Below are 20,796 nucleotides of genomic sequence, written 5' to 3'. Positions count from 1 at the left end.
CGACAATTATGCTATAGCTTCAGACCTGCCTCTTCGAGGATGGCCCGTGCGCGTGCGCGGTCCGCCTCGGAAATAACGAGCCGCTCGGCAAAATCGCGGCCGGATGGCCGGGTTGCGTCGATGCCCATCTTGGTGAGGGTGAAATTTTCGGGATCGGAGCTCGGATCCAGGATCGCACCCTTGGCGCCGGGAATGAAGAAAATGTCCTTCTCCGCCCGCACCCGCGTCGCAATGGCCCAGAAAACATCATTGATATCGAAGATATCGACGTCGTCGTCCACGACGATGACGTATTTCGTATAGAGTTCCGTCCCCAGCGTCGCCATGACTGCCATCTGCGGCTCGCCTTCGGCCGTCTTCTTCATGGAAATGATGGCGACGAAGGCGCCGCAGGTGGAGTGGGGAACGTGCACCGCCTTTACATTCGGCAGGTTTCTCTTGAGTGCATTGAGGATTTCCCCCTCCCGCGTCACGCAGGAGATGAGGATGTGATCCTTCGCCATCCCGGACGTGATGCTGTGGAACATCGCGTCCCGCCGCATACGGATGCGCTTTGCAACAAAGACGTTCTGCGTAGATCGATAGGATGCATAACCGGTGAATTCGCCAAATGGACCCTCCGGCTCATGCACATCGGCGAGTATTTCACCCTCAATGATCATCTCGGCTCCCGCGGGAACCTCGAGATCACCCACGCCGCAACGTGCGAGTCGATAGGGTTCGCCGAAAAGGCCGCCGATAATCTCGAACTTGCGCACATGCGGGGGGTACGCATAGGTCATCGACCCCATATAATGCAGCGGATGAATGCCGATCGTGATAGCGACCGGCAGATTCTGACCCATTTCCTCGGCGCGGCGATGAAATTCATACATGCGGCGGCGCGAATGCAGGGAGACGCCGAGCCTGTTCTTGCCACGCAGCATCAGGCGGTGAAACCCGGTGGTGTCGACGCCGGTCTTCGGATCGCGCGCCGTAAGCTGGCCCGCGGTGATATAAGGTGCCGCATCTACCGAAAATTGCAGGGGAATCGGAAGCTTGGTGAGGTCGATGTCATCGCCCTCAATGACCACCTCGCTCCAGGGCGCCGTGTCGACGATCTCGCACGGCATGTAGTTCTGGCACCGCTCGCGAAACGCGAGCGGAAGTTCTGCTTCAGAAACATTCAGGCAGGCAGCCAGCAACTTTCGATTTGCCGCAGTATTTGTAACGCAGGGCATACCCCTGCCGCCCAGATCCTCAAACACCACCACCGGGCTCCGGCCGGCCCGCTCCAGCTCGAACACGACCGCAGTGGATTCCAGGTCGATATCGACACGCCCTTGAATACGCAGCATTTCCTCGGGAAACCGATGCTCCACCATATTCAGGAAGCCGCGAAGGCCCTGGCTGTCCAAAATATCCAAGTTCTGCACGGAACTACCCTTTCGTGGCCGAATTCTTTGTTTTTCTCGTCGCCTCATGCGCGAATTCCGAGGAATTCCGCAGATGTTTTCTGCTTTTCCACGCGTCGATCCGGCGAACACCGAATTCGACGAACTTCGGCGGAACTCGACGCCGTTTCCGCGATCCGCCGCCCCTCATTATCAGCATACTGACTATCAGGAGCCGCGCTCTCACACCGCCCCTCATCGTCGCCATTTCATCAGTGTGCTGACGGACTGCTCGGGCGTCAACGCCAATTTCTGAGCGGCGGCTGCCTAGAAAGTGCGCAGCAGCGCGCGCCCTTCGCCATTATTGGCTTCGACCAGGAGCAGCAGCTGCCGAATGAATTGCGCCCGTTCCTCCACCGGCAGCGGCGCGATCAGGCGACTATGCGCATTCTCCAATGCCGCCTGCATCTCGCCCACCATCACCTCGCCCTGCTCGGTAAGGAAGGCACGGCGGATGCGGCGGTCGTCCTCGGTCGCCTCGCGCTTGATCAGGCCGCGCTTCTCCAGGCGCGCCAGCACATTGGAGGTCGTGGTGCGATCGACACCGATCTCGGCGGCGAGCGTGGCCTGGTCCACGCCCGGCTGCAGGAGCAGAACCTGCATCACGCTCGACTGCACTGGCGTGGTGCCGAACCGCTCACACTCCTGCAGATAGAGCGCGACGTAGATCTGATGCAGGCGCCGGATCAGGAAGCCGGGCCGCTTGAAAAGTCCTTCGGCCTTGCGCCTTGCACGTTCCGACACGCCCCACACCCTTTTTTGCTGCGCATGCCAATGCATGCGACGAATCCGCATGTTCACTCAACGCCGCAGAGGGAACCACCTTCCCTTGCTAAAATCCAGCGCCCGCCCTCGCGGCGGCCAGGACACGGAAGGAAAGAAAGGGTGAACGGCATGCGCCCTGCGCGTGCTTGGAGCAACCGGTCGCCACAGGTACACTTGGCCTCAGGGCTCGAATGGTGCGGGCACTTCGAGGAGGACGGTTCTGAGGCATCGGGTGCGGCGCGCAGTCCTGCCGGTCATGATGGCGCTGCTCAGCGGAGCGGCGGCCAATGCGGCTGGCTGCCCGAAGCTCAAGGCCGTTTCGCTGCCCGAGGTCGGCACTTCGCCCTCGCTCGGAAGACAATCACAGGCGATGCGATCCCAGGCCATCCAATCTGAGGCAGGCACCGCCGGCATCACCAACACGGACAGCCAGCCTGGCGACCGCGCGCCGGCCGGCCACCTACAGGTGGTGACGGGCATCGCCGACGGCGCGATCCTGCTGTCCGGCGGCGAACGCCTGGTGCCGCGCGGCGCGGTCATTCCCACTCGCCTCAATCCCGCGGCCGAGCTGACCGAACGGGCGGAGGCGGCGGCACGCGCGCTGCTCCTGGGCCGCACCCTCCGGTTCGCCCAAGGCGAGCGGGACCGGCATGGCCGTCACGTTGCCGATGCGTTCGTTCAGGGCGAATCCGAGACCCTGCCTCTTTCTCTGCTGCTGCTTCAGGCGGGCGCAGCCTATGCCGACCCCGCCGCGGTGCCGGCCTGTACCGAAGAGCTGCGGGCGGCGGAATTGCGGGCGCGGCAAAGCCGCGCCGGCCTGTGGTCTTCCGCCTCCGCCGTCCTCAGCGCCGGCGATGCCTCGGCAGTCGCCGCGCGGATCGGTCTGTTCACGCTCGTCGAGGGCCGCGTCCGCGCGGCCAACCTTGTGCTCGGCCTGCTCTATCTCAATTTCGGCTCCCGATGGCGGGACGACGTAACGGTAACCCTTTCAGCCTCCCGCGCTGCGAGAATACCGTCTGGCGGCCTCGCTCCCGCCATTTTGGCCGGCACTTTTGTGCGCGTGCGCGGCGTGGTTAACGAGCAAGGCGGGCCGTTGCTCGCCCTGGCGTCGACGGCTGCGCTGGATTTCGGGGAGCAGAGGCAGTGAAGGGGGTTGGCGGGCTCCGGTCGAGGCAACAGGCAAGCCGGGTCTATCCCGGCGGGCGGGCCTTGCGCGCGATCCTGCTTGCGCTCGGTCTGTGCACGGCGTTGACCGCCTGTGCCGGGATCGATGTTGATCGGTTCGGCTCGCCGGTCGCGGAGGGCGCCGCGGGCACCCAATTGCCGGAAATGACCCCGGCCCAGAAGCGCGAGCACGAGCGCCTAGTGGCGAGCTATGGCGGCGCCTACGACGATCCCGAGCTGAAGGCGCTGATCCAGCAGGTGGTGGAGCGGCTTGTTGCGGCCTCCGAGCGGCCGGACCTGCGCTATCGCGTGACGGTGCTGAATTCCCCCGCCATCAATGCCTTCGCGCTGCCCGATGGTTCCCTCTATGTGACGCGCGGCCTCCTTGCGCTCGCCAATGACACGTCCGAACTGTCCTCCGTGCTCTCGCACGAAATGGCGCACGTCATCGCCCGCCACGCCTCCATCCGCGAGGACCAGACCAAGCAGGCAGTGCTGGTGAGCCGGGTGATCTCGGACGTGGTGAACGATCCCGATCTCGGCGCCCTCGCCATGGCGAAGAGCCGCATGTCGCTGGCCAGCTTCTCGCGCGGCCAGGAGCTGGAAGCCGACGCCATCGGCGTGGGTATCGCCGCCCGCGCCGGGTTCGATCCTTTCGGCGCCTCGCGCTTCCTCACCGACATGGGCAAGCAGGCCAGCCTGCGCAGCAGCGGCGGCGGGCTCGGCGGCATGGCCTCCGGCACCACGCCGGACATGGACTTCCTCTCGACCCACCCCGCGACGCCTGAACGTATCTCCATCGCCAATGCCAACGCCCGCCAATATGCCACCCCCAATGGCAGCGGAGCCTCGGGCGCCAGCCCGGGCGAACGCGACAAGGCCGCCTATCTCGGCGCCATCGACGGCATGGTCTATGGCGATGATCCGAAGGAAGGCTTTGTACGCGGTCGCAAATTCTTCCATCCCAAGCTCGGCTTCACCTTCGTTGCACCGGAGGGCTTCTCGCTGGAGAACACCTCCCAGGCCGTACTCGGCGCCACCGCCTCTGGCTCCGAGGCGCTGCGGCTCGACGCGGTGCGGGTGAACGGCGACCAGTCGCTGGGCCAATATCTCTCCTCGGGCTGGATCGAGGGAGTGGAGATCAATTCGGTGGAGACCCTGACGGTCAATGGCTTCATGGCGGCGACCGCGGTGGCGCGGGGCGAGCAATGGTCGTTCCGCATGTTTGCCATCCGCTTCGGCTCGGACGTATACCGCCTGATCTTCGCGGCGCGGAACCTCACCCCGGAGCTGGACAAGCAGTTCCGTGAGGCGGCCGATACCTTCCGCCGCGTCGCCAGCGACGAGGCCGAAGCGGTGAAGCCGCTGCGGATCCGCGTGGTGTCGGTCGGCCTCGGCGATACGGTGGACAAGATGGTGTCCCGCATGCAGGTGCCCGATCGGCCCATGGAGCGGTTCTTGATCCTCAACGGGCTCGATAAGGACGCCAAGCTACGCTATGGCGAGAAGGTCAAGATCGTCACAGAGTGAGCGCCACCGTCCGTGCGTCCGGGCCGAACCGGGCTCCGGTGCACCGCACCATGGGCGCCACGCGCCCCCGCCCCAGCACGCCCCCCCACAGAAGCCTTGCAAAATGGGCTTTTCTGCACTACGTAAGCCGCGTCCGAGACAGTGACCTTCATGCGAGGGCCGTTCGGGCGGGCCGGGGGCGCGGGATACGCTGCCCTCGAAATGTCGGAGGCAGCCCGCCTTGGCTTTCGCTCGGTGCCTGACCTTGCACACCTCAACCTGCTTCGTATCGAGCGGCCTTTGCGCCGGCCCATCGGCTTTACCGGTGGCGGTTCGGGTGTCTCCCGGACCATCCGCACGATACGGGCGTCCATATCAAAGACGCCGGCGCGAGACAGTTCGGAGACTAGATGTCGTTCGCAGAAACCACGCGTGAAGATTTTGCCTCGTTGCTCGACGAGAGCTTCGGCCGCGCCGATTTGCAGGAAGGCGCCGTCGTCAAGGGCATTGTGGTCGCCATCGAGAAGGATCTGGCGATCATCGATATCGGCCTGAAGACGGAAGGCCGCGTTGCCCTTCGTGAATTCGCCGGCCCCGGCCGGGATGTGCCCATCGCCGTGGGCGATGAGGTCGAGGTGTATCTCGAGCGGGTCGAGAACGCCATGGGCGAAGCCGTTCTCTCGCGCGACAAGGCGCGCCGCGAAGAGAGCTGGGTCAAGCTCGAGAAGGCCTTCACGGCCAATGAGAAGGTCACGGGCGTGATCTTCAACCAGGTCAAGGGCGGCTTCACCGTCGACCTCGACGGCGCCGTGGCCTTCCTGCCACGCTCGCAGGTCGACATCCGCCCGATCCGCGACGTCGGCCCGCTGATGCACAACCAGCAGCCGTTCCAGATCCTCAAGATGGATCGCCGCCGCGGCAATATCGTCGTCTCCCGCCGCACCGTGCTGGAAGAGACGAGAGCCGAGCAGCGCCACGAGCTGGTCCAGAACCTCGAAGAGGGTCAGGCCATCGACGGCGTGGTGAAGAACATCACCGATTACGGCGCGTTCGTTGACCTCGGCGGCATCGACGGTCTGCTGCACGTCACCGACATCGCCTGGCGCCGCGTGAACCACCCCACCGAAGTGCTGAACATCGGCCAGACGGTGAAGGTGAAGATCATCAAGATCAATCACGAGACCCACCGCATCTCGCTCGGCATGAAGCAGCTCCTCGGCGATCCGTGGGAGGGCATTGAGGCCAAGTATCCGGTGGACGCCCGCTTCAAGGGTCGCGTCACCAACATCACCGACTACGGCGCGTTCGTGGAACTGGAGCCGGGCATCGAAGGCCTGATCCACGTTTCCGAAATGTCGTGGACCAAGAAGAACGTCCACCCCGGCAAGATCGTCTCCACTTCGCAGGAAGTCGAAGTGCAGGTGCTCGAGGTGGATCCCGCCAAGCGCCGCATCTCGCTCGGCCTGAAGCAGACGCTTCAGAATCCGTGGGAAGCGTTCGGCGAGAAGTATGCCCCCGGCGCAGTGGTCGAAGGCGAAGTCAAGAACAAGACCGAGTTCGGCCTGTTCCTCGGCCTCGACGGCGATGTGGACGGCATGGTCCATCTCTCCGATCTCGACTGGAACCGTCCCGGCGAGCAGGTGATCGACGAATTCCGCAAGGGCGACGTGGTCAAGGCCATCGTGCTCGACGTGGACGTCGAGAAGGAGCGCATCTCGCTCGGCATCAAGCAGCTCGCGGGCGATCCGTTCGCCGAAGCCGGCGATGTCAAGAAGGGCGCCATCGTCACCTGCGAAGTCACCGACGTGAAGGACGGCGGCATCGAGGTGAAGCTCACGGGCACCGACCTCACCGCCTTCATCAAGCGCTCCGAACTGGCGCGCGAGCGCAACGACCAGCGCCCCGAGCGCTTCTCGGTCGGCGAGAAGATGGATGCCCGCGTCACCCTGTTCGACCGCAAGGCGCGCAAGGTGCAGGTCTCCGTCAAGGCGCTGGAGATCGCTGAGGAGAAGGAAGCCGTGGCAGCTTACGGGTCGCAGGACAGCGGCGCTTCGCTCGGCGACATCCTGGGCGCGGCCCTGCGCCAGCGCGCGGACGACTCCAAGGAATGATCGGTCGCCTTCGGGCTTCCGCTTCAAGATGAGAAAGGCCGGCCTCGCGCCGGCCTTTTTTATTGTCGCACGCGCCAGGCCCGGTGCGTGCGGCAGGTCTTCGCTGCACGCCGGTGATGCCTTGCCAATCGCGAGGCGGGGCCTATAAGTGTGCCCCGCGCGGGGGCGGCAGGAGAAGCGTGATGTCGCTGGACGTGGACCAGATCGTCGATCGTCGTAGATTGCGGCACAAGCTCACGTTCTGGCGCACCCTGGCGGTGCTTGCACTGGTCGCCGCCATCGGCGGCACCACCTATTATGCAGTCGGCCGCAGCGACCTTGAATCCTCTCCCCACGTGGCGCGCATCGTCATCGGCGGCATCATCCGCAATGACCGCGACCGGGTTGAACTGATCGAGCGTGTGGCGAAATCGCGTGCCTCGGCCGTCATCCTCTCCATCGACAGCCCCGGCGGCACGGTCACCGGCTCCGAGCAATTGTTCAACGCCCTGCGTCGCCTCGCCGAGAAGAAGCCGGTGGTGGCGGTGGTAGAGGGCATGGCCGCCTCGGGCGCCTATATCGCCGCCATGGGCGCCGACCATATCGTCGCCCGCCGCAATGCCCTGGTGGGCTCCATCGGCGTGATCTTCCAGTTTCCCAATGTCACCGAACTGCTGAAATCCGTGGGCGTGACGGTGGAAGACATCAAGTCCTCCCCCCTCAAGGCTGCCCCGAACGGCTATCAGCCCACCAGCCCCGAGGCGCGCGCGGCCATCAATTCCCTGGTGGTGGACAGCTACGACTGGTTCAAGGGCCTGGTGGCCAACCGCCGCGCCCTCTCGGACGCCAAGCTCGCGACCGTGACGGACGGGCGCGTCTTCACCGGCCATCAGGGGCTGGAGCTGCAACTCGTGGACGAGCTCGGCGACGAACGCACCGCGCGCGCCTGGCTGAAGCGCGAAAAGGGCGTGCCTGAAAGCCTGCGCACCCGCACCTGGTCCAGCAAGACCGCCGGCGATGAGTTCGGCTGGCTGCGGGGCAGCGCATCCTGGCTGCTGTCGTCGCTCGGACTGGAGCAGGCGGCGCAGCTTGTGTCGCACCTCGCCCAAGGCGCCCTGGAACGCACTCAACTTGACGGGTTATTGGCCCTCTGGCACCCTCAGGTCGGGTCGTGAAGCCGCAGGCTGGACCCGACAGTTCAACTGATCGTCCCCGCAACCAGGGGATGCGAAATGAAGCCCGCATGCCATCCCGGTTGAGCGCGGTTGTGGAACGGTCCTGAAGGAAACTGAGCGGCCATGATTAAGTCCGAGCTGGTCCAAAAGATCGCCGAGGCGAACCCGCATTTGTACCAGCGGGACGTGGAGAACATCGTCAACGCCATTCTGGAGCAGATCGTATCCGCTTTGGCCCGCGGCGACCGGGTGGAATTGCGCGGCTTCGGCGCCTTCTCCGTGAAGAAGCGCGACGCGCGCACCGGGCGCAACCCGCGCACCGGCAAGCAGGTGGACGTCGACGAGAAGATCGTCCCCTATTTCAAGACCGGCAAGGAGATGCGCGAGCGTCTCAATATCGAGGGATGACCTTGTTCGTGCGGCGCTTTCTTTCCCTTCTCATCGGCCTTCCCGTCTGCATCGCCGTGGTCGCCCTGGCGGTCGCCAATCGCAAGATGGTGACGGTCTCGCTGGACCCCTTCAATCCCGATTCGGCGACACTCGCGGTGACCCTGCCCTTGTTCGCGCTGATCTTCGCCACCCTGATCCTCGGCGTGGTCATCGGCGGCGGCGTGACCTGGTTGAGCCAGGGGCGTTTCCGCAGAGAAGCTCGGCGCGCCCGCAAGATCCTGCCGCCCGAGCCGCCGCGCGCGGCTTCCGGCGCTCCAGCCCTGCCCGCCCCCATCCGCAATGCCTGACGATCCAGGTCGGCCGGCCTTGTTGGTGCCCCCCGACCGGTGCCGAGGAGTGTCCTCAGGCGCCGCGCGAACTTGACCAAAGGCCATCGGTCAACCGCAGGGGCTTTTGATATCAGTGGCCGACGCCGCGCGGGATTTCCAGTCGGGCCCGTTCGGAATCCATCCGCTCGATCACCAGCTTCGCCACCAAGGTGAATAGCGCCACCGCCGCCAACACCGTCGCGGCGGCAAAGGCGGCGGCGACCTGGCTGTCCTGGTAGAGCAATTCGATCTGCAACGGCAAGGTGGAGGTCTGGCCCCGGATGTTGCCGGAGACGATGGACACCGCGCCGAATTCGCCCATCACCCGGGCATTGCACAGCGTCGCCCCATAAAGCAGCGCGAAGCGCACATTAGGCAGCGTGACGGTGCGCAAGATGCGCCAGCCCGAGGCGCCGAGCGTCACCGCGGCCTCTTCCTCCTCGCGCCCCTGCGCCATCATCAGCGGCACGATCTCCCGCGCCACGAAGGGGGCGGTCACGAACAGGCTGGCGAGGATGATCGCCGGTATGGCGAACATGATCTTGATGTCATGGGCCTGGAGATACGGCCCCAGCAGCCCCTGCGCGCCATAAACGAACAGATAGGCGACGCCTGCAACGATGGGTGAGATGGAGAACGGCAGTTCGATCACCGCCAGCAGCAGGCCGCGGCCAGGGAAGGAGAATTTCGCCACAGTCCAGGCCGCCGCGATGCCGAAGGCCACATTCACCGGCACGCACACCAGCGCGGCGAACAAGGTGAGGCCCATGGCGTGGAGCGTATCGGGGCGCGTGAGGCTATCGACATAGGTCGACCAGCCGCGCAGGAAGGCTTCCGAGAAGATGGTCGCGAGCGGCGCCAGCAGCACGAACAAAGTGACGCCCAGCACCAGCGCGATCAGGATCGCCCGGGTGAGCAGACCGTCGCCGACCCGGCGCCGCACGGGCGCCCCCTGCTCGCTCATGGCTCAATCCTCCCGGATGGCGCGGCGCTGGTGCCACGCCTGGATGAGATTGACGCTCACCAGCAGGAGGAAGGCGAGCCCCAGCATGGTCGCGGCAATGGCGGCAGCGGCGGGGTAGTCGTATTCCTCAATGCGGATGAAGGCGAGCAGCGCCACGATTTCGGTGCGGAACGGCTGGTTGCCGGCGATGAACACCACCGCCCCGAACTCGCCGAGCGAACGCGCGAAGGCGAGCGAGCAGCCGGCGAGGAAGGCCGGGAAGATCGCCGGCAGAATCACGGTGCAGAACACCCGCAGATCCGAGGCGCCAAGGGTGGTGGCAGCCTCCTCCACGTCGGCGGCGAGATCCTCCAGCACCGGTTGCACGGTCCGCACCACAAACGGCAGGCTGGTGAAGGCCATGGCGCAGGCGATGCCGGCCGGGGCATAGGCCACCTGGATGCCCCATTCCGCCAGCGGCGCGCCGAACCAGCCGTTCTTCGCGAACAGAGCGGTCAGGGCGAGGCCCGCCACGGCGGTAGGCAAAGCAAAGGGCACGTCCACCAGGGCGTCGAGCCAGCGCTTGCCGGGAAACTCATAGCGCACCAGCACCCAGGCGAGCGCAAGGCCGTATACCGCATTAAACGCGGTGGCAGCGGCGGCGGTGGTGAAGGTCACCTGGAACGAAGCCAGCGTGCGCGGCGAGGTGATGATGGCGATATAGCGCGCCAGCCCCACATCCCCCGCCTTCAACAGCAAAGCCGCGATGGGCAGGAGAACGATGAAGCCGAGATAGGTGAGCGTGATGCCGAGCGACAGACGGAAGCCCGGTATCACGCTGAACATGAAAAGTCCTTCTTAATCCTGGCCGGAGCACCGCGGTAAGCGCCGCTCCGAAGCTCGGGCGATCAGTAACCCGGCAGGTAGAAGCGGTCCGGCAAGGGATAGCGGCCGGGAACGATGCCCGATTGGCCAGCACCATAGGTCGGATAATTATATTCCGCCGGCAGGGCATAATCGAGATAGGACTTGGAACCCGGCTTCACCACGGTGCCGGCATCAAGCGGCGAGCGCTTGGTGATGACGATCTTGGTGCGGGCCTTGGACGATTTCGCCGTCGTCTGCTTGGCAGTGGTGGTCGTGCTCGAGGCGGTCTGGGCCTCGGCCATGCCGACGGACGCGAACGTCAACGCAACGGCGATGGTGAGAAGCGGCGCGAAACGCATAGGACCCTCCAGCACGGCACATGAGCCGTCACGATTCCGGTTACGGCACGATGGCATTGTAAGCAAGGAAACCCTCACGGTCGAGGTCGGTTCCTTTACTGAGGACGCGATCGCGTGACCCGCCGGCAACACCTCGCCGCGTCCCGCCCGTCGCGTTCGCCGCCCCCTCCATTGCGCTAAGCCCCGCGAGAGCTTAAATCACGGCCTTCCGGCATATGAGACCGGCAACATCAAGGGAAGATCATGGGTTACAAGGTCGCCGTCGCCGGCGCCACAGGCAATGTGGGCCGGGAGATCCTTTCGATCCTCGACGAGCGGGGCTTCCCCGCGGACGAGGTGGTTGCGCTCGCGTCGCGCCGGTCCATGGGGACCGAGGTCTCGTTCGGCGACAAAACCCTGAAAGTGAAGGATCTCGCCACGTATGACTTCTCCGATACCGACATCTGCCTGATGTCGGCCGGCGGAGCCGTGTCGAAGGAATTCTCACCCAAGATCGGCGCGGCGGGCTGTGTCGTCATCGACAATTCCTCGCAGTGGCGCACCGATCCCGACGTGCCCCTGATCGTGCCGGAAGTGAATGCCGACGCCATCGTCGGCTTCAAGAAGAAGAACATCATCGCCAATCCCAATTGCTCGACCGCGCAATTGGTGGTGGCGCTGAAGCCGCTGCACGATGCCGCGACGATCAAGCGTGTGGTGGTCTCCACCTACCAATCCGTCTCCGGCGCCGGCAAGGACGCCATGGACGAATTGTTCGCGCAGACCCGGGCGATCTTCGTCTCCGATCCGGTCGAGCCAAAGATTTTCCCCAAGCGCATCGCCTTCAACCTGATCCCCCAGATCGATACATTCATGGAGGACGGGTACACGAAGGAAGAATGGAAGATGGTGGTCGAGACCAAGAAGATCCTCGATCCCAAGATCAAGCTCACCGCTACCTGCGTGCGGGTGCCGGTGTTCATCTCCCATTCCGAATCGGTCAACGTGGAATTCGAGAAGCCGCTCTCCGCCGAGGAGGCGCGTAAGATCCTGCGCAATGCGCCGGGCATCCTGCTGCTCGATACCCGCGAGCCGGGCGGCTATGCCACTCCCCACGAGGCGGCGGGCGAAGACGCGACCTATATTTCGCGCCTGCGCGACGACCCGACCGTGGACAATGGCATCGCCTTCTGGTGCGTCTCCGACAATCTGCGCAAGGGCGCGGCGCTGAACGCGGTGCAGATCGCCGAAGTGCTCATCAACCGCAAGCTGATCACCTCGCGCCGCAAGGCCGCGTGAGGTTCTGCTTCTAGAACAAGTGACGTGCGAACGGCCCTCTTCGGAGGGCCGTTTTCGTTTAGGGGGCAGCCGTGTTCAAGCGCTCTTTCGGGCCTGGGGCGGCAGCATGGAGCCGGTCTCGCGCGCCCGCACATGCCAGGAGAGCGCTTCCTCAATCAGGTGCGGGGTATGCCCGCCGCGCGCCAGCGCCCGCTCGAAATAATCGGCGATCTGGTCGCGATAGAGCGGATGCACGCAATTGGCGATGACGAGGCGTGCCCGCTCGCGCGGCGCCAATTCGCGCAGGTCCGCAAGGCCGATGTCGGTCACCACCACGTCCACGTCGTGCTCGGTGTGGTCCACGTGGGACACGAACGGCACGATGGAGGAGATGGCGCCCTCCTTGGCGATGGCTTTGGTGACGAACACCGACAAATGGGCATTGCGGGCGAAATCGCCCGAGCCGCCGATGCCATTCATCATCATCGTGCCGCCCACATGGGTGGAATTGATGTTGCCGTAGATGTCGAACTCCAGCGCCGTGTTGATGGCAATGATGCCGAGGCGGCGGATGATCTCGGGATGGTTGGAGATTTCCTGCGGCCGCAGGATCAGGCGCGGCTTGTAGCGGCCGATCTGCGGGATCACCGCGTCATATTTCGTCTTGGACAGGGTGATGGAGGAGCCGGAGGCGAAGTTCAGCTTACCGGCATCGAACAGATCGAAGGTGGAATCCTGCAGTACCTCCGAATACATGGTCAAATCGTGGAACGGGCTCTCGATGAAGCCATGCATCACCGCATTGGCGATGGTGCCGATGCCCGCCTGCAAGGGCTGGAGACGATTGGTCAGCCTCCCGCGCGCCACCTCGTGCTTCAGGAAGTCCATCAGATGGCCGGCGATGGCGGCGGTCTCCGGGTCCGGCGGCAGGACGGTGGAGGCGGAATCCAGCTTCTTCGTCACCACGATGGCGACGATCTTTTCCGGCGGGATGGCGATGAAGGGCAGGCCCACCCGGCTCTCCGGCGACACCACGGGAATGGGCTCGCGGAACGGCCGGCGGGTCGGGATGTAAATGTCGTGCAGCCCCTCCAGCTCCAGCGGCTGGGAGAGGTTGATCTCGATGATCACCTTCTCGGCCAGGATCGCGAAGGTGGCCGAATTGCCCACCGAGGTGGTGGGGATGATGCCGCCCTGGGCGGTGATCGCCACCGCCTCCACCACCGCCACGTCGATCGGCCCGAGCTGGTGGGTGCGCAGATGCTCGACGGTCTCCGACAGGTGCTGGTCGACGAACATTACCTCGCCGGAATTGATCGCCTTGCGCAGCGCCGGATCGGCCTGGAAGGGAATGCGGCGAGACAGCACGTGAGCTTCCGCCAATTGCTTGTCCAGATCGTTGCCCAACGAGGCGCCGGTAACGAGGGTGATCTTGAACGGCTCGCGCTTCGCCCGTTCCGCCAGCGCCATGGGCACGGCTTTCGCCTCGCCGGCGCGGGTGAAGCCGCTCATGCCCACCATCATGCCGTCCTTGATATGGGACGCTGCCTCCTCGGCTGAGACCACCTTTTCGAGGAGCGAGGCAAGGCGAATCCGGTCGTGCGGCATGAACGAGGCTTCCTACTGATCCCAAGGACAAGGGCAAGAGACACCATTGGCATGCACGCCGCGACCCCGGTATTCCCCGATGGTCGCAGTTTTTTGGCCGTCGCTCGCAGGGCTGGTGTGCGCGCAGCGAAGAGCTTAGTCGACTCTAAGTATCACCCCCATCAGGCGCGGATGGCCACGGGCACGCGAAGGGTGTCGCAGTCCGGCGGGTCGGGATAGGAAAGCGCGATGCCGTGCGCCACCCGCATCGCGGTCCAGGCGCAGCGCAGGCATCGACAAGATCGTCGAGCCCCATCCGCAGCATCCGCGCGGTCGCCACGGTGAGTGCCTCGGTCGGCACACCGGCGGCCTTCAAAAATGCGATGCGCAGGGCGAAGGGGGCGTTCTGCATGGTCATCCGGTGCTGGCGAGGGCGCAGGTTTGACGTTGGCATCATCCCGCATCCCCAGCTAGGTTGCAGGGCACAATTCCTGAGGGGGAGACAAGCCACCATGAGCATTCGTCCGCGCCGCAGCGTCCTCTACATGCCCGGTTCCAATGCGCGCGCCCTGGAAAAGGCCCGTGCCTTGCCGGCCGATGCGGTGATCCTGGACCTTGAGGATGCGGTCGCCCCGGACGCCAAGGTGGAGGCCCGCGCGCGGGTGGTGGACAGCGTGAAGGCCGGCGGCTTCGGCCATCGCGAAGTGGTCATCCGCATCAACGGCCTCGACACACCGTGGGGCACCGACGACCTTGCGGCCGCCGCCGATGCCGCCCCCGACGCCATCCTCCTTCCCAAGGTCCAGGATCCCGAACAATTGCAGGTGGTGGGCGCGCGCCTGAAGACGCTCGGCGTGCCGGACGAGACCCGCGTATGGGCGATGATCGAGACCCCGCTTGCCATCTTCGCCCTCAAGGAGATTGCCCAGGCCGCGCGCGACCCGCTGACCCGGCTCGACGTGTTCGTGCTCGGCACCAATGATCTCGCCAAGGAGACCCGCGCCGCTTTGGTGCCCGGCCGCGCGCCTATGTACGGCTGGCTGATGATGGCGGTCGCCGCCGCCCATGCCTATGGCATCGACGTGCTGGACGGCGTGTGGAACCAGTTCCAGGACATGGACGGCTTCCTTGCCGAATGCGCACAGGGCGTCGAGATGGGCATGGACGGCAAGACGCTGATTCATCCCACCCAGATCGAGCCCTGCAACACCGCCTTCAGCCCGCCGGAGGCCGAGATTGCTCGCGCCCGCGCCATCATCAATGTGTTCGACCTGCCGGAGAACGCCGGCAAGGGCGTGGTGACGCTGGACGGGCGCATGGTGGAGCGCATGCACGCCGATATCGCCCGCCGCACCGTGGCGCTCGCCGACGCCATCGCGGGCCGCGACTGACCGCCATGGGCCTCACCATCACCATGCTGGCCTATCCCGGCATGACCCAGCTCGATCTTACCGCCCCGTTCGAGGTGTTCGCCCGCCTGCCGGACACGACGGTCCAGATCGCCTGGAAGAAGACCAAGCCGGTCGCGGACGCCGCCGGCCTTTCCATTCTGCCGAGCGTGAAATTCTCCAAGGCGGTGCCCGGCGACGTGCTGTTCGTCCCCGGCGGCCCAGGCCAGCTGGCGTTGATGGAAGACGAGGATGTGCTCGACTTCCTCTATGCCCAGGCGAAGGGCGCGCGCTACATCACCTCGGTGTGCACCGGCTCGCTGGTGCTCGCCGCCGCCGGCCTGCTGCGCGGCTATCGCGCAACCTGCCACTGGCTCTCGCTCGACCAATTGGCGCTCCTGGGCGCCATTCCGGTGGCGGAACGCGTGGTGGTGGACCGCAACCGTATCACCGGCGCGGGCGTGACGTCGGGCCTCGATTTCGCCTTGCGGCTCGCCCAGGAGATCGCCGGAGAGGAAGAGGCGCGGCGCATCCGTCTTGCCATCGAATATGATCCCCAGCCGCCCTTCCCGCCCATGCGCGAGGAAGACCCTCGCCTGGTGGAGGAAGTGCGCGCCCGCACCGCCGCGTTCCAACGCCGCCGCGAAGAGGTCGCGGAAAAAGTGGGCCGGCGGCTCAACAATTCCTGAATCGGATATCCCCATGAAGCTCTATCGCTATCTCACCGGCCCCGACGACGTCACCTTCTGCAAGCGCGTGAGCGCGGCGCTCAACAAAGGTTGGCAATTGCACGGCGCCCCCACCCTCGCCTTCGATCCCGTGAAGGCGCGGGTGATCTGCGGTCAGGCGATCGTCAAAGAGGTGCCGGGCGATTGGTCCGACGATGTGGTGCTGTCAGATCACTGACCGCGCGGGCATAAGGAGGTCACGCACCAGGGTCGCCAACCGTTACGGGCACGAAAGCGCATATCACGCCGCGAGGACCACGCGGTTGCGTCCCTCGGCCTTGGCCCGGTACAGCGCCTTGTCCGCATCCTCCTGGAACTGCGTCAGGGAATCCCCGGATGACGGGCGCATGGCCTTGACGCCGATGCTCACGGTGAAAGGCGGCAAGCCGGCATCGCCGGCCTCCGAGCGGGCACGGATGGTTTCCGCGATCGATACCGCCCCATTGTTGTCGGTATCGGGCAGGATGACCGCGAACTCCTCCCCGCCATAGCGCGCCGCAGTGTCCCCGGGCCGTCGGATGCTTTCGCCGATGACGCGCGCCAGGACCTTCAGCACCTCGTCGCCGCGCGCATGACCATGGCGATCGTTCAATTGCTTGAACCGATCGACGTCGATCATGAGCATGGCGAGGGAAGCGCCGGTGCGACCGGTGCGCCGCCATTCTCTCTGAATGACTTCGTCGAACCGCCTCCGGTTCACAAGGCCCGTCAGCCCATCCGTGATGGAGAGAAAAGCCAGATCCGCCTCCGCGAGGGCCCGTCGGTACAGTTCGCGCCGCAAAACCGCAGCCAGCACGACGATCACCGCGCAGGTCGCCAGCGTGATCATGCCGATCACCACGGACCTGCGCCACCAGTCCCGGAACAAGTCCTTGGTCGCGAAGGCGACGTTGATGATCAGAGGCTGATTGGGAATGTGCGCGAACGTGTAAAAGCGCTCAACGCCGTCCACCGCCGCGATGGCGACGAACGAGCCGGAATTGGCATGGCTCATGCGCTTGAACGTTTCGGTGTGCGACAGGTCCGTGCCGATCCCGCCCTGTCCTTCCCTCGGCGGCTGGCGCGTCACGATCCGCCCCTGCGCGCTGAGAAGCAGCAGGGCTCCGTTGGGACCCATGTTGATATTGGAGAAGAAAGCTTCGATGTAGGCAAGGCGGACTAGGATAACGATCACGCCGGCGAAGCTGCCATCGGCGTGCGTCATGCGCCTGCTGAAGGCGATGAGCGGATCGCCCCCGCGCAGCGCGCTGCGATAAGGCTCGCTCACATAGATGCCAAGGTCGGGATTGTCCCGCTGAACCGTGAAGAAGTCGCGGGCACCAAGATTGGTGGTGAAGCCCGGCACCGCATGGGCGCTGCGAACGATATTGCCTTCGGCATCGATTTCGAGGACGTTCCCGACATAATCGGTGCTTGCCGCAGCCGTATTCAATATGCGCTGCTTGGCCTCGGCGGACGGGGCCGCGGCATCGGGATCGCTCAGCGCACCCGCGACCACCTCAAGGGCGAAGGTATAGATGCGCATGTGCCGGTCCACATATCCGGTCACGCTGTGCACGAGGTTGTCCGACGCCCGCTGTGCCCGCTCCCAGGTGTCCTGTCGACCCTGCCAAAGCGTGACCCCAGCCAGAACCAGAACCAGGGCCGCCGCCAGCAAGCTGCCAAGAAAGAGGAAGCGCGCGATGCCCGGAGGGGTCGGTGCCCGGCGCTCCGGTGCGCCGACCAGGGCCGGAGGAGACGCCAATTGCGGTTCTCTCATGGGCCAGACGGTCCTCCCGAAGGCCCAACATAGTAGCCTCAATCAGCGCAGTTGCACGAGATCATCGGTACCAGCCGCAGCTTGCCTCTGGCTAACCTGTGGAGAAGCCGGCCCGCTCCCACCGGCGGAGCGCCGCGGCAGGCGGCCACGCGGTGACGAAGCCGCCATCTCGCGCGCATCGCCCCGTAGGAGGCATCGAACGCCGCGCACGCCGGCCTCGCGGTTTCCACCGGCCGCCTTCTCCTTGTGGGAGAGATATTCGAACAGGTCGGGCGACCGCCTCGCGTTAACCTGGCCCCGTGGACCCTAGCCGCCGGCCATGACGCCGGCGAAGGTGCGGGCGGTGGGCGGCAGCAGCACAACCGCCACATCCACTTCGTCGCCTGCCTTGGCGAACTCCGCCTTCACCGAGGCCGAGAGCACGGCCACCGCATCGCGCGCCTGGGCGACCGTCCAAGCAGGGTCAAAGCCAAGGTGTAGCTCCACCATCATCTTACCGCCGTGGGAGCGGGTGCGGATGTCGCCAAGCTCTTCGAAATCGTCAAAATGGGCGGTGAGTGCCTTGAGGATGCGGAGCTGCCCGGCCTCGCCGATCGCCTGGTCCAGCAGTGAGCCGAGCGAGTTCGTGAGCATTTCGTAGATGTTGTAGATCATGAAGGCGACCACGACGAAGGACGCCGCAGGGTCGAGATAGGCCACCCAGGCGATTTCATCGAAGACCGAGGTAATCACGGTGACGACGAACACCGAGCCACTGGAGCAGGCCGAGACCAGATGCACGCGCGCCTGGGCAGCCAGAACCGGCGACTTGGTCTCGCGCGCAAGGCGCGCCGCCTTGCGATTAAGATAGGTATTGCCCACCACGGCAACGAAGGTGACCGCGAGGCCGAGCCCGGCGCCGCTCACCGGCTCGGGATGCAGGACGCCCATGATGGCACGCGAACTGGCAATGATGACCAGCACCACCTGGAGAATCGCGATCATCAGCTCGGCGAGATTCTCCAACTTACCGAGGCCATAGGCATAGCGGCCGGCGCTCCCCTTGTGTGCGATGCGCAGCACCAGCCAGCAGGCGGTCAGAGACGTGAGGTCGAAGGAGGTGGCCAGCAGATCCGTGAGCACCGCCGCCGAATTGGTCATGGTGGCAGCGAGCACGTAGAAGGGGAACAGGCACGCCACAAAAATCATGGCCTGGAATGACAGATTCTGGCTGCTGGATCCCGACACGCAAAGCCCCCTTCTCTCGCCAGCGCGCATGAGGACTGCCCACGGACGACCCGTCAAGCGCCAACACCAGCGCACCACCCGGATTTGTCGGAAATTCCGCCCCAAATGGCAGCGGCGGCAGGGTTTGCCCGAGCTGGGCGTTGCGCTGCCCCGGCGCGCTGGGCAACATAGGGCAGTGTTCGCCAGGGGGCCCCATGTCCAAGACCAATTCGGGCAATTTCTTCGAGGACTTTTCCATCGGCCAGATCATCCGCCACGCGACCCCGCGGACGGTGACGGTCGGCGACGTCAGCTTGTACAGCGCACTGTACGGCTCGCGCTTCGCGGTCCAGTCGGGCGACAGTTTCGCCCAGGGCCTCGGCTATCCCCGCGCGCCGGTAGACGACCTTCTGGTATTCCATATCGTGTTCGGCAAGACCGTGCCCGACATCTCGCTGAATGCGGTGGCCAATCTCGGCTATGCCGGCGGGCGTTTCCTCGCCCCCGTCTATCCCGGCGATACGCTGCACGCCGTCTCCGAGGTCATCGGCCTGCGGGAGAATTCCAACGGGCAGAGCGGGGTCGTCTATGTGCGCTCCACCGGATTCAACCAGGACGGCACCGAGGTGCTGGACTATGTCCGCTGGGTGATGGTCCGCAAGCGCGACCCGCACGCCATGGCCCAGGAAACACTCATTCCGGTCCTGCCGGCCGCGCTCGCCGCCGATGCCCTGGGTGATGCCGTGCCGCCGCTCGACCTCGAAGGCTGGCGCGACGATCTTTCCGGCAGCCCCTATCGCTTCTCCGACTACGAGATCGGCGAGCGGATCGACCATGTGGACGGCTCCACCGTGGAAGAAGCCGAGCACATGATCGCCACCCGCCTCTACCAGAACACGGCGAAGGTGCATTTCAACCAATTCACCGAGGGTCAGGGCCGATTTGGCCGGCGGCTGATCTATGGCGGGCACGTCATCTCGCTGGCCCGCGCGCTCTCCTTCAACGGCCTCGCCAATGCCTTCCATGTCGCCGCGATCAACGGCGGGCGGCACGTTTCGCCCCTGTTCGCCGGGCTCACCGTGTTCGCCTGGAGCGAGATTCTCGATACGGCAGAAGTGTCCGGTCGCGACGACGTGGGCGCGTTGCGCGTGCGCACCATCGCCACCAAGGACAGGCCCTGCTCCGATTTCCCACTGAAGGACGGCGAGGACTACGATCCGAGCGTGGTCCTCGACCTGGATTATTGGGTGCTGATCCCCCGCTGATGACCTGAGGTCGATGACCTGGCGCGATTCCTGGGGGCAGCATCTGCTGCCCCCAGTCCATTTTCCGGCCACGGCCTGCGACGCAATGACGCCGCTCGCGTGATCGTGTAGATTAACTCGGCGTTAGAGTTGCAGTGAGCAATCGGTTGCGCCGCACCACAAATTAGCGTGCAGCGCAGCTTTCAAAGCCCTGCGGCGACCCCCGACGCGGGCTTTGCGGTAAGTCATGGAACTGCCGCCATTTTTGCTCTGCCCCAGGGGCAATGCCATTCCCGCGCTCCGCGGTTCGTGCACGCCCTGCTCAGCGCGTAAGGCAAAGAATGCTGCTTTGCGGAAGCCGCGCGCACGCTCATCGCGTTGCGGAAGACCTAACGGCATGCCGTAGCGTGCGGACCCTACGTAACCCGTTGATCTGACTTAGCATTTCGTAACGTCACGACTTGCGCCCGCGCGCATCGTCTGCTGTGCTTCGCATCCTGCGTATCTGGCATGCCAAATACCTAGGGGTTTGGGAGCCAGTCGAAGAGACGTCACGTCTCGAAG

General features: G+C 64.9%; 20 protein-coding genes. 12 read left to right on the top strand and 8 right to left on the bottom strand.

Features of this window, described 5'->3' with window-relative positions; translation table 11 throughout:
- Window positions 1–11: 11 nt before the first annotated feature.
- The gene (locus V5F77_RS21555; protein WP_429007406.1) at window positions 12–1,415 is read right to left on the bottom strand and encodes a UbiD family decarboxylase; all 1,404 of its coding nucleotides are present in this window, start codon (window positions 1,413–1,415) and stop codon (window positions 12–14) included.
- A gap of 73 nt (window positions 1,416–1,488) precedes the next feature.
- Between V5F77_RS21555 and V5F77_RS21550 the strand changes: the two genes are divergently transcribed.
- Entirely contained in the window at window positions 1,489–1,689 is a 201-nt protein-coding gene (locus V5F77_RS21550) for a hypothetical protein (RefSeq protein WP_429007405.1), read from the top strand.
- Window positions 1,690–1,700: 11 nt separating this feature from the next.
- Here V5F77_RS21550 and V5F77_RS21545 read toward each other — a convergent pair whose 3' ends face one another.
- Window positions 1,701–2,177 (bottom strand): MarR family winged helix-turn-helix transcriptional regulator, encoded by a 477-nt coding sequence (locus V5F77_RS21545; protein WP_429007404.1) that lies wholly within the window; start codon window positions 2,175–2,177, stop codon window positions 1,701–1,703.
- Window positions 2,178–2,430: 253 nt separating this feature from the next.
- Here V5F77_RS21545 and V5F77_RS21540 point away from each other — a divergent pair, with 253 nt between their 5' ends.
- The 6 genes from V5F77_RS21540 (at window position 2,431) to V5F77_RS21515 (ending at window position 8,873) form a co-directional block, all read left to right on the top strand.
- The gene (locus tag V5F77_RS21540) at window positions 2,431–3,345 is read left to right on the top strand and encodes a thermonuclease family protein (RefSeq protein ID WP_429007403.1); all 915 of its coding nucleotides are present in this window, start codon (window positions 2,431–2,433) and stop codon (window positions 3,343–3,345) included.
- Window positions 3,346–3,407: 62 nt separating this feature from the next.
- Window positions 3,408–4,892, top strand: a complete 1,485-nt coding sequence (locus V5F77_RS21535) for a M48 family metalloprotease (RefSeq protein WP_429007432.1) — start codon at window positions 3,408–3,410, stop codon at window positions 4,890–4,892.
- 389 nt (window positions 4,893–5,281) lie between these two features.
- The gene (gene rpsA / locus V5F77_RS21530; protein WP_429007402.1) at window positions 5,282–6,982 is read left to right on the top strand and encodes a 30S ribosomal protein S1; all 1,701 of its coding nucleotides are present in this window, start codon (window positions 5,282–5,284) and stop codon (window positions 6,980–6,982) included.
- 182 nt (window positions 6,983–7,164) lie between these two features.
- Entirely contained in the window at window positions 7,165–8,136 is a 972-nt protein-coding gene (sppA, locus tag V5F77_RS21525) for a signal peptide peptidase SppA (RefSeq protein WP_429007401.1), read from the top strand.
- A gap of 123 nt (window positions 8,137–8,259) precedes the next feature.
- On the top strand, window positions 8,260–8,544 hold the full coding sequence (gene ihfB, locus V5F77_RS21520; protein ID WP_348846829.1) for an integration host factor subunit beta: 285 nt from the start codon (window positions 8,260–8,262) through the stop codon (window positions 8,542–8,544).
- Window positions 8,541–8,873: a lipopolysaccharide assembly protein LapA domain-containing protein gene (locus V5F77_RS21515; protein ID WP_429007400.1), complete on the top strand. Its 333-nt coding sequence runs from the start codon at window positions 8,541–8,543 to the stop codon at window positions 8,871–8,873. Before ihfB ends, V5F77_RS21515 begins: the two co-directional genes overlap by 4 nt.
- A 112-nt stretch (window positions 8,874–8,985) precedes the next feature.
- On the opposite strand, the gene cysW is transcribed toward V5F77_RS21515, so the two are convergent.
- The 3 genes from cysW to V5F77_RS21500 all read right to left on the bottom strand — a co-directional run bounded on the left by cysW (window position 8,986) and on the right by V5F77_RS21500 (window position 11,063).
- Entirely contained in the window at window positions 8,986–9,858 is an 873-nt protein-coding gene (gene cysW, locus V5F77_RS21510; protein ID WP_429007399.1) for a sulfate ABC transporter permease subunit CysW, read from the bottom strand.
- Between the two features lie 3 nt (window positions 9,859–9,861).
- Window positions 9,862–10,683 (bottom strand): sulfate ABC transporter permease subunit CysT, encoded by an 822-nt coding sequence (cysT, locus tag V5F77_RS21505; protein ID WP_429007398.1) that lies wholly within the window; start codon window positions 10,681–10,683, stop codon window positions 9,862–9,864.
- Window positions 10,684–10,745: 62 nt separating this feature from the next.
- On the bottom strand, window positions 10,746–11,063 hold the full coding sequence (locus V5F77_RS21500; RefSeq protein ID WP_429007397.1) for a hypothetical protein: 318 nt from the start codon (window positions 11,061–11,063) through the stop codon (window positions 10,746–10,748).
- Between the two features lie 243 nt (window positions 11,064–11,306).
- Between V5F77_RS21500 and V5F77_RS21495 the strand changes: the two genes are divergently transcribed.
- Window positions 11,307–12,341 (top strand): aspartate-semialdehyde dehydrogenase, encoded by a 1,035-nt coding sequence (locus V5F77_RS21495; protein ID WP_394084893.1) that lies wholly within the window; start codon window positions 11,307–11,309, stop codon window positions 12,339–12,341.
- Between the two features lie 75 nt (window positions 12,342–12,416).
- On the opposite strand, the gene V5F77_RS21490 is transcribed toward V5F77_RS21495, so the two are convergent.
- The gene (locus V5F77_RS21490) at window positions 12,417–13,928 is read right to left on the bottom strand and encodes an acetyl-CoA hydrolase/transferase family protein (RefSeq protein WP_429007396.1); all 1,512 of its coding nucleotides are present in this window, start codon (window positions 13,926–13,928) and stop codon (window positions 12,417–12,419) included.
- Window positions 13,929–14,419: 491 nt separating this feature from the next.
- Between V5F77_RS21490 and V5F77_RS21485 the strand changes: the two genes are divergently transcribed.
- The 3 genes from V5F77_RS21485 to V5F77_RS21475 are packed head-to-tail and all read left to right on the top strand — an operon-like array spanning window position 14,420 to window position 16,201.
- Window positions 14,420–15,298, top strand: a complete 879-nt coding sequence (locus tag V5F77_RS21485) for an HpcH/HpaI aldolase/citrate lyase family protein (RefSeq protein WP_429007395.1) — start codon at window positions 14,420–14,422, stop codon at window positions 15,296–15,298.
- Between the two features lie 5 nt (window positions 15,299–15,303).
- The gene (locus V5F77_RS21480) at window positions 15,304–15,984 is read left to right on the top strand and encodes a DJ-1/PfpI family protein (protein ID WP_429007394.1); all 681 of its coding nucleotides are present in this window, start codon (window positions 15,304–15,306) and stop codon (window positions 15,982–15,984) included.
- Window positions 15,985–15,997: 13 nt separating this feature from the next.
- Complete coding sequence (locus V5F77_RS21475; protein WP_429007393.1) at window positions 15,998–16,201, top strand: DUF1737 domain-containing protein; 204 nt, start codon at window positions 15,998–16,000, stop codon at window positions 16,199–16,201.
- Between the two features lie 63 nt (window positions 16,202–16,264).
- Here V5F77_RS21475 and V5F77_RS21470 read toward each other — a convergent pair whose 3' ends face one another.
- Both V5F77_RS21470 and V5F77_RS21465 read right to left on the bottom strand, forming a co-directional pair.
- Window positions 16,265–17,782 (bottom strand): sensor domain-containing diguanylate cyclase, encoded by a 1,518-nt coding sequence (locus tag V5F77_RS21470; RefSeq protein ID WP_429007392.1) that lies wholly within the window; start codon window positions 17,780–17,782, stop codon window positions 16,265–16,267.
- A gap of 306 nt (window positions 17,783–18,088) precedes the next feature.
- Window positions 18,089–19,009: a cation diffusion facilitator family transporter gene (locus tag V5F77_RS21465; protein ID WP_429007391.1), complete on the bottom strand. Its 921-nt coding sequence runs from the start codon at window positions 19,007–19,009 to the stop codon at window positions 18,089–18,091.
- A gap of 194 nt (window positions 19,010–19,203) precedes the next feature.
- Here V5F77_RS21465 and V5F77_RS21460 point away from each other — a divergent pair, with 194 nt between their 5' ends.
- Window positions 19,204–20,253 carry a MaoC family dehydratase gene (locus V5F77_RS21460; protein ID WP_429007390.1) on the top strand — a complete coding sequence of 350 codons (1,050 nt, stop codon included), beginning with the start codon at window positions 19,204–19,206 and terminating at the stop codon, window positions 20,251–20,253.
- Window positions 20,254–20,796 lie beyond the last annotated feature (543 nt).

It is taken from the genome of Roseixanthobacter psychrophilus (genome assembly GCF_043195195.1).
GTDB lineage: Bacteria > Pseudomonadota > Alphaproteobacteria > Rhizobiales > Xanthobacteraceae > NCEH01.
Note: the sequence above shows the minus strand (reverse complement) of the source record. Positions and strands in the feature narration are given on the sequence as shown.

Bases quoted from the DNA above. Each gene is read 5' to 3' on its own strand.
- V5F77_RS21470 (WP_429007392.1), bottom strand. From the start codon at position 17,782: ATGAGAGAACCGCAATTGGCGTCTCCTCCGGCCCTGGTCGGCGCACCG.
- ihfB (WP_348846829.1), top strand. From the start codon at position 8,260: ATGATTAAGTCCGAGCTGGTCCAAAAGATCGCCGAGGCGAACCCGCAT.
- rpsA (WP_429007402.1), top strand. From the start codon at position 5,282: ATGTCGTTCGCAGAAACCACGCGTGAAGATTTTGCCTCGTTGCTCGAC.
- V5F77_RS21550 (WP_429007405.1), top strand. From the start codon at position 1,489: ATGTTTTCTGCTTTTCCACGCGTCGATCCGGCGAACACCGAATTCGAC.
- cysT (WP_429007398.1), bottom strand. From the start codon at position 10,683: ATGTTCAGCGTGATACCGGGCTTCCGTCTGTCGCTCGGCATCACGCTC.
- sppA (WP_429007401.1), top strand. From the start codon at position 7,165: ATGTCGCTGGACGTGGACCAGATCGTCGATCGTCGTAGATTGCGGCAC.
- V5F77_RS21500 (WP_429007397.1), bottom strand. From the start codon at position 11,063: ATGCGTTTCGCGCCGCTTCTCACCATCGCCGTTGCGTTGACGTTCGCG.
- V5F77_RS21480 (WP_429007394.1), top strand. From the start codon at position 15,304: ATGGGCCTCACCATCACCATGCTGGCCTATCCCGGCATGACCCAGCTC.
- V5F77_RS21490 (WP_429007396.1), bottom strand. From the start codon at position 13,928: ATGCCGCACGACCGGATTCGCCTTGCCTCGCTCCTCGAAAAGGTGGTC.
- V5F77_RS21495 (WP_394084893.1), top strand. From the start codon at position 11,307: ATGGGTTACAAGGTCGCCGTCGCCGGCGCCACAGGCAATGTGGGCCGG.
- cysW (WP_429007399.1), bottom strand. From the start codon at position 9,858: ATGAGCGAGCAGGGGGCGCCCGTGCGGCGCCGGGTCGGCGACGGTCTG.
- V5F77_RS21485 (WP_429007395.1), top strand. From the start codon at position 14,420: ATGAGCATTCGTCCGCGCCGCAGCGTCCTCTACATGCCCGGTTCCAAT.
- V5F77_RS21475 (WP_429007393.1), top strand. From the start codon at position 15,998: ATGAAGCTCTATCGCTATCTCACCGGCCCCGACGACGTCACCTTCTGC.
- V5F77_RS21460 (WP_429007390.1), top strand. From the start codon at position 19,204: ATGTCCAAGACCAATTCGGGCAATTTCTTCGAGGACTTTTCCATCGGC.
- V5F77_RS21515 (WP_429007400.1), top strand. From the start codon at position 8,541: ATGACCTTGTTCGTGCGGCGCTTTCTTTCCCTTCTCATCGGCCTTCCC.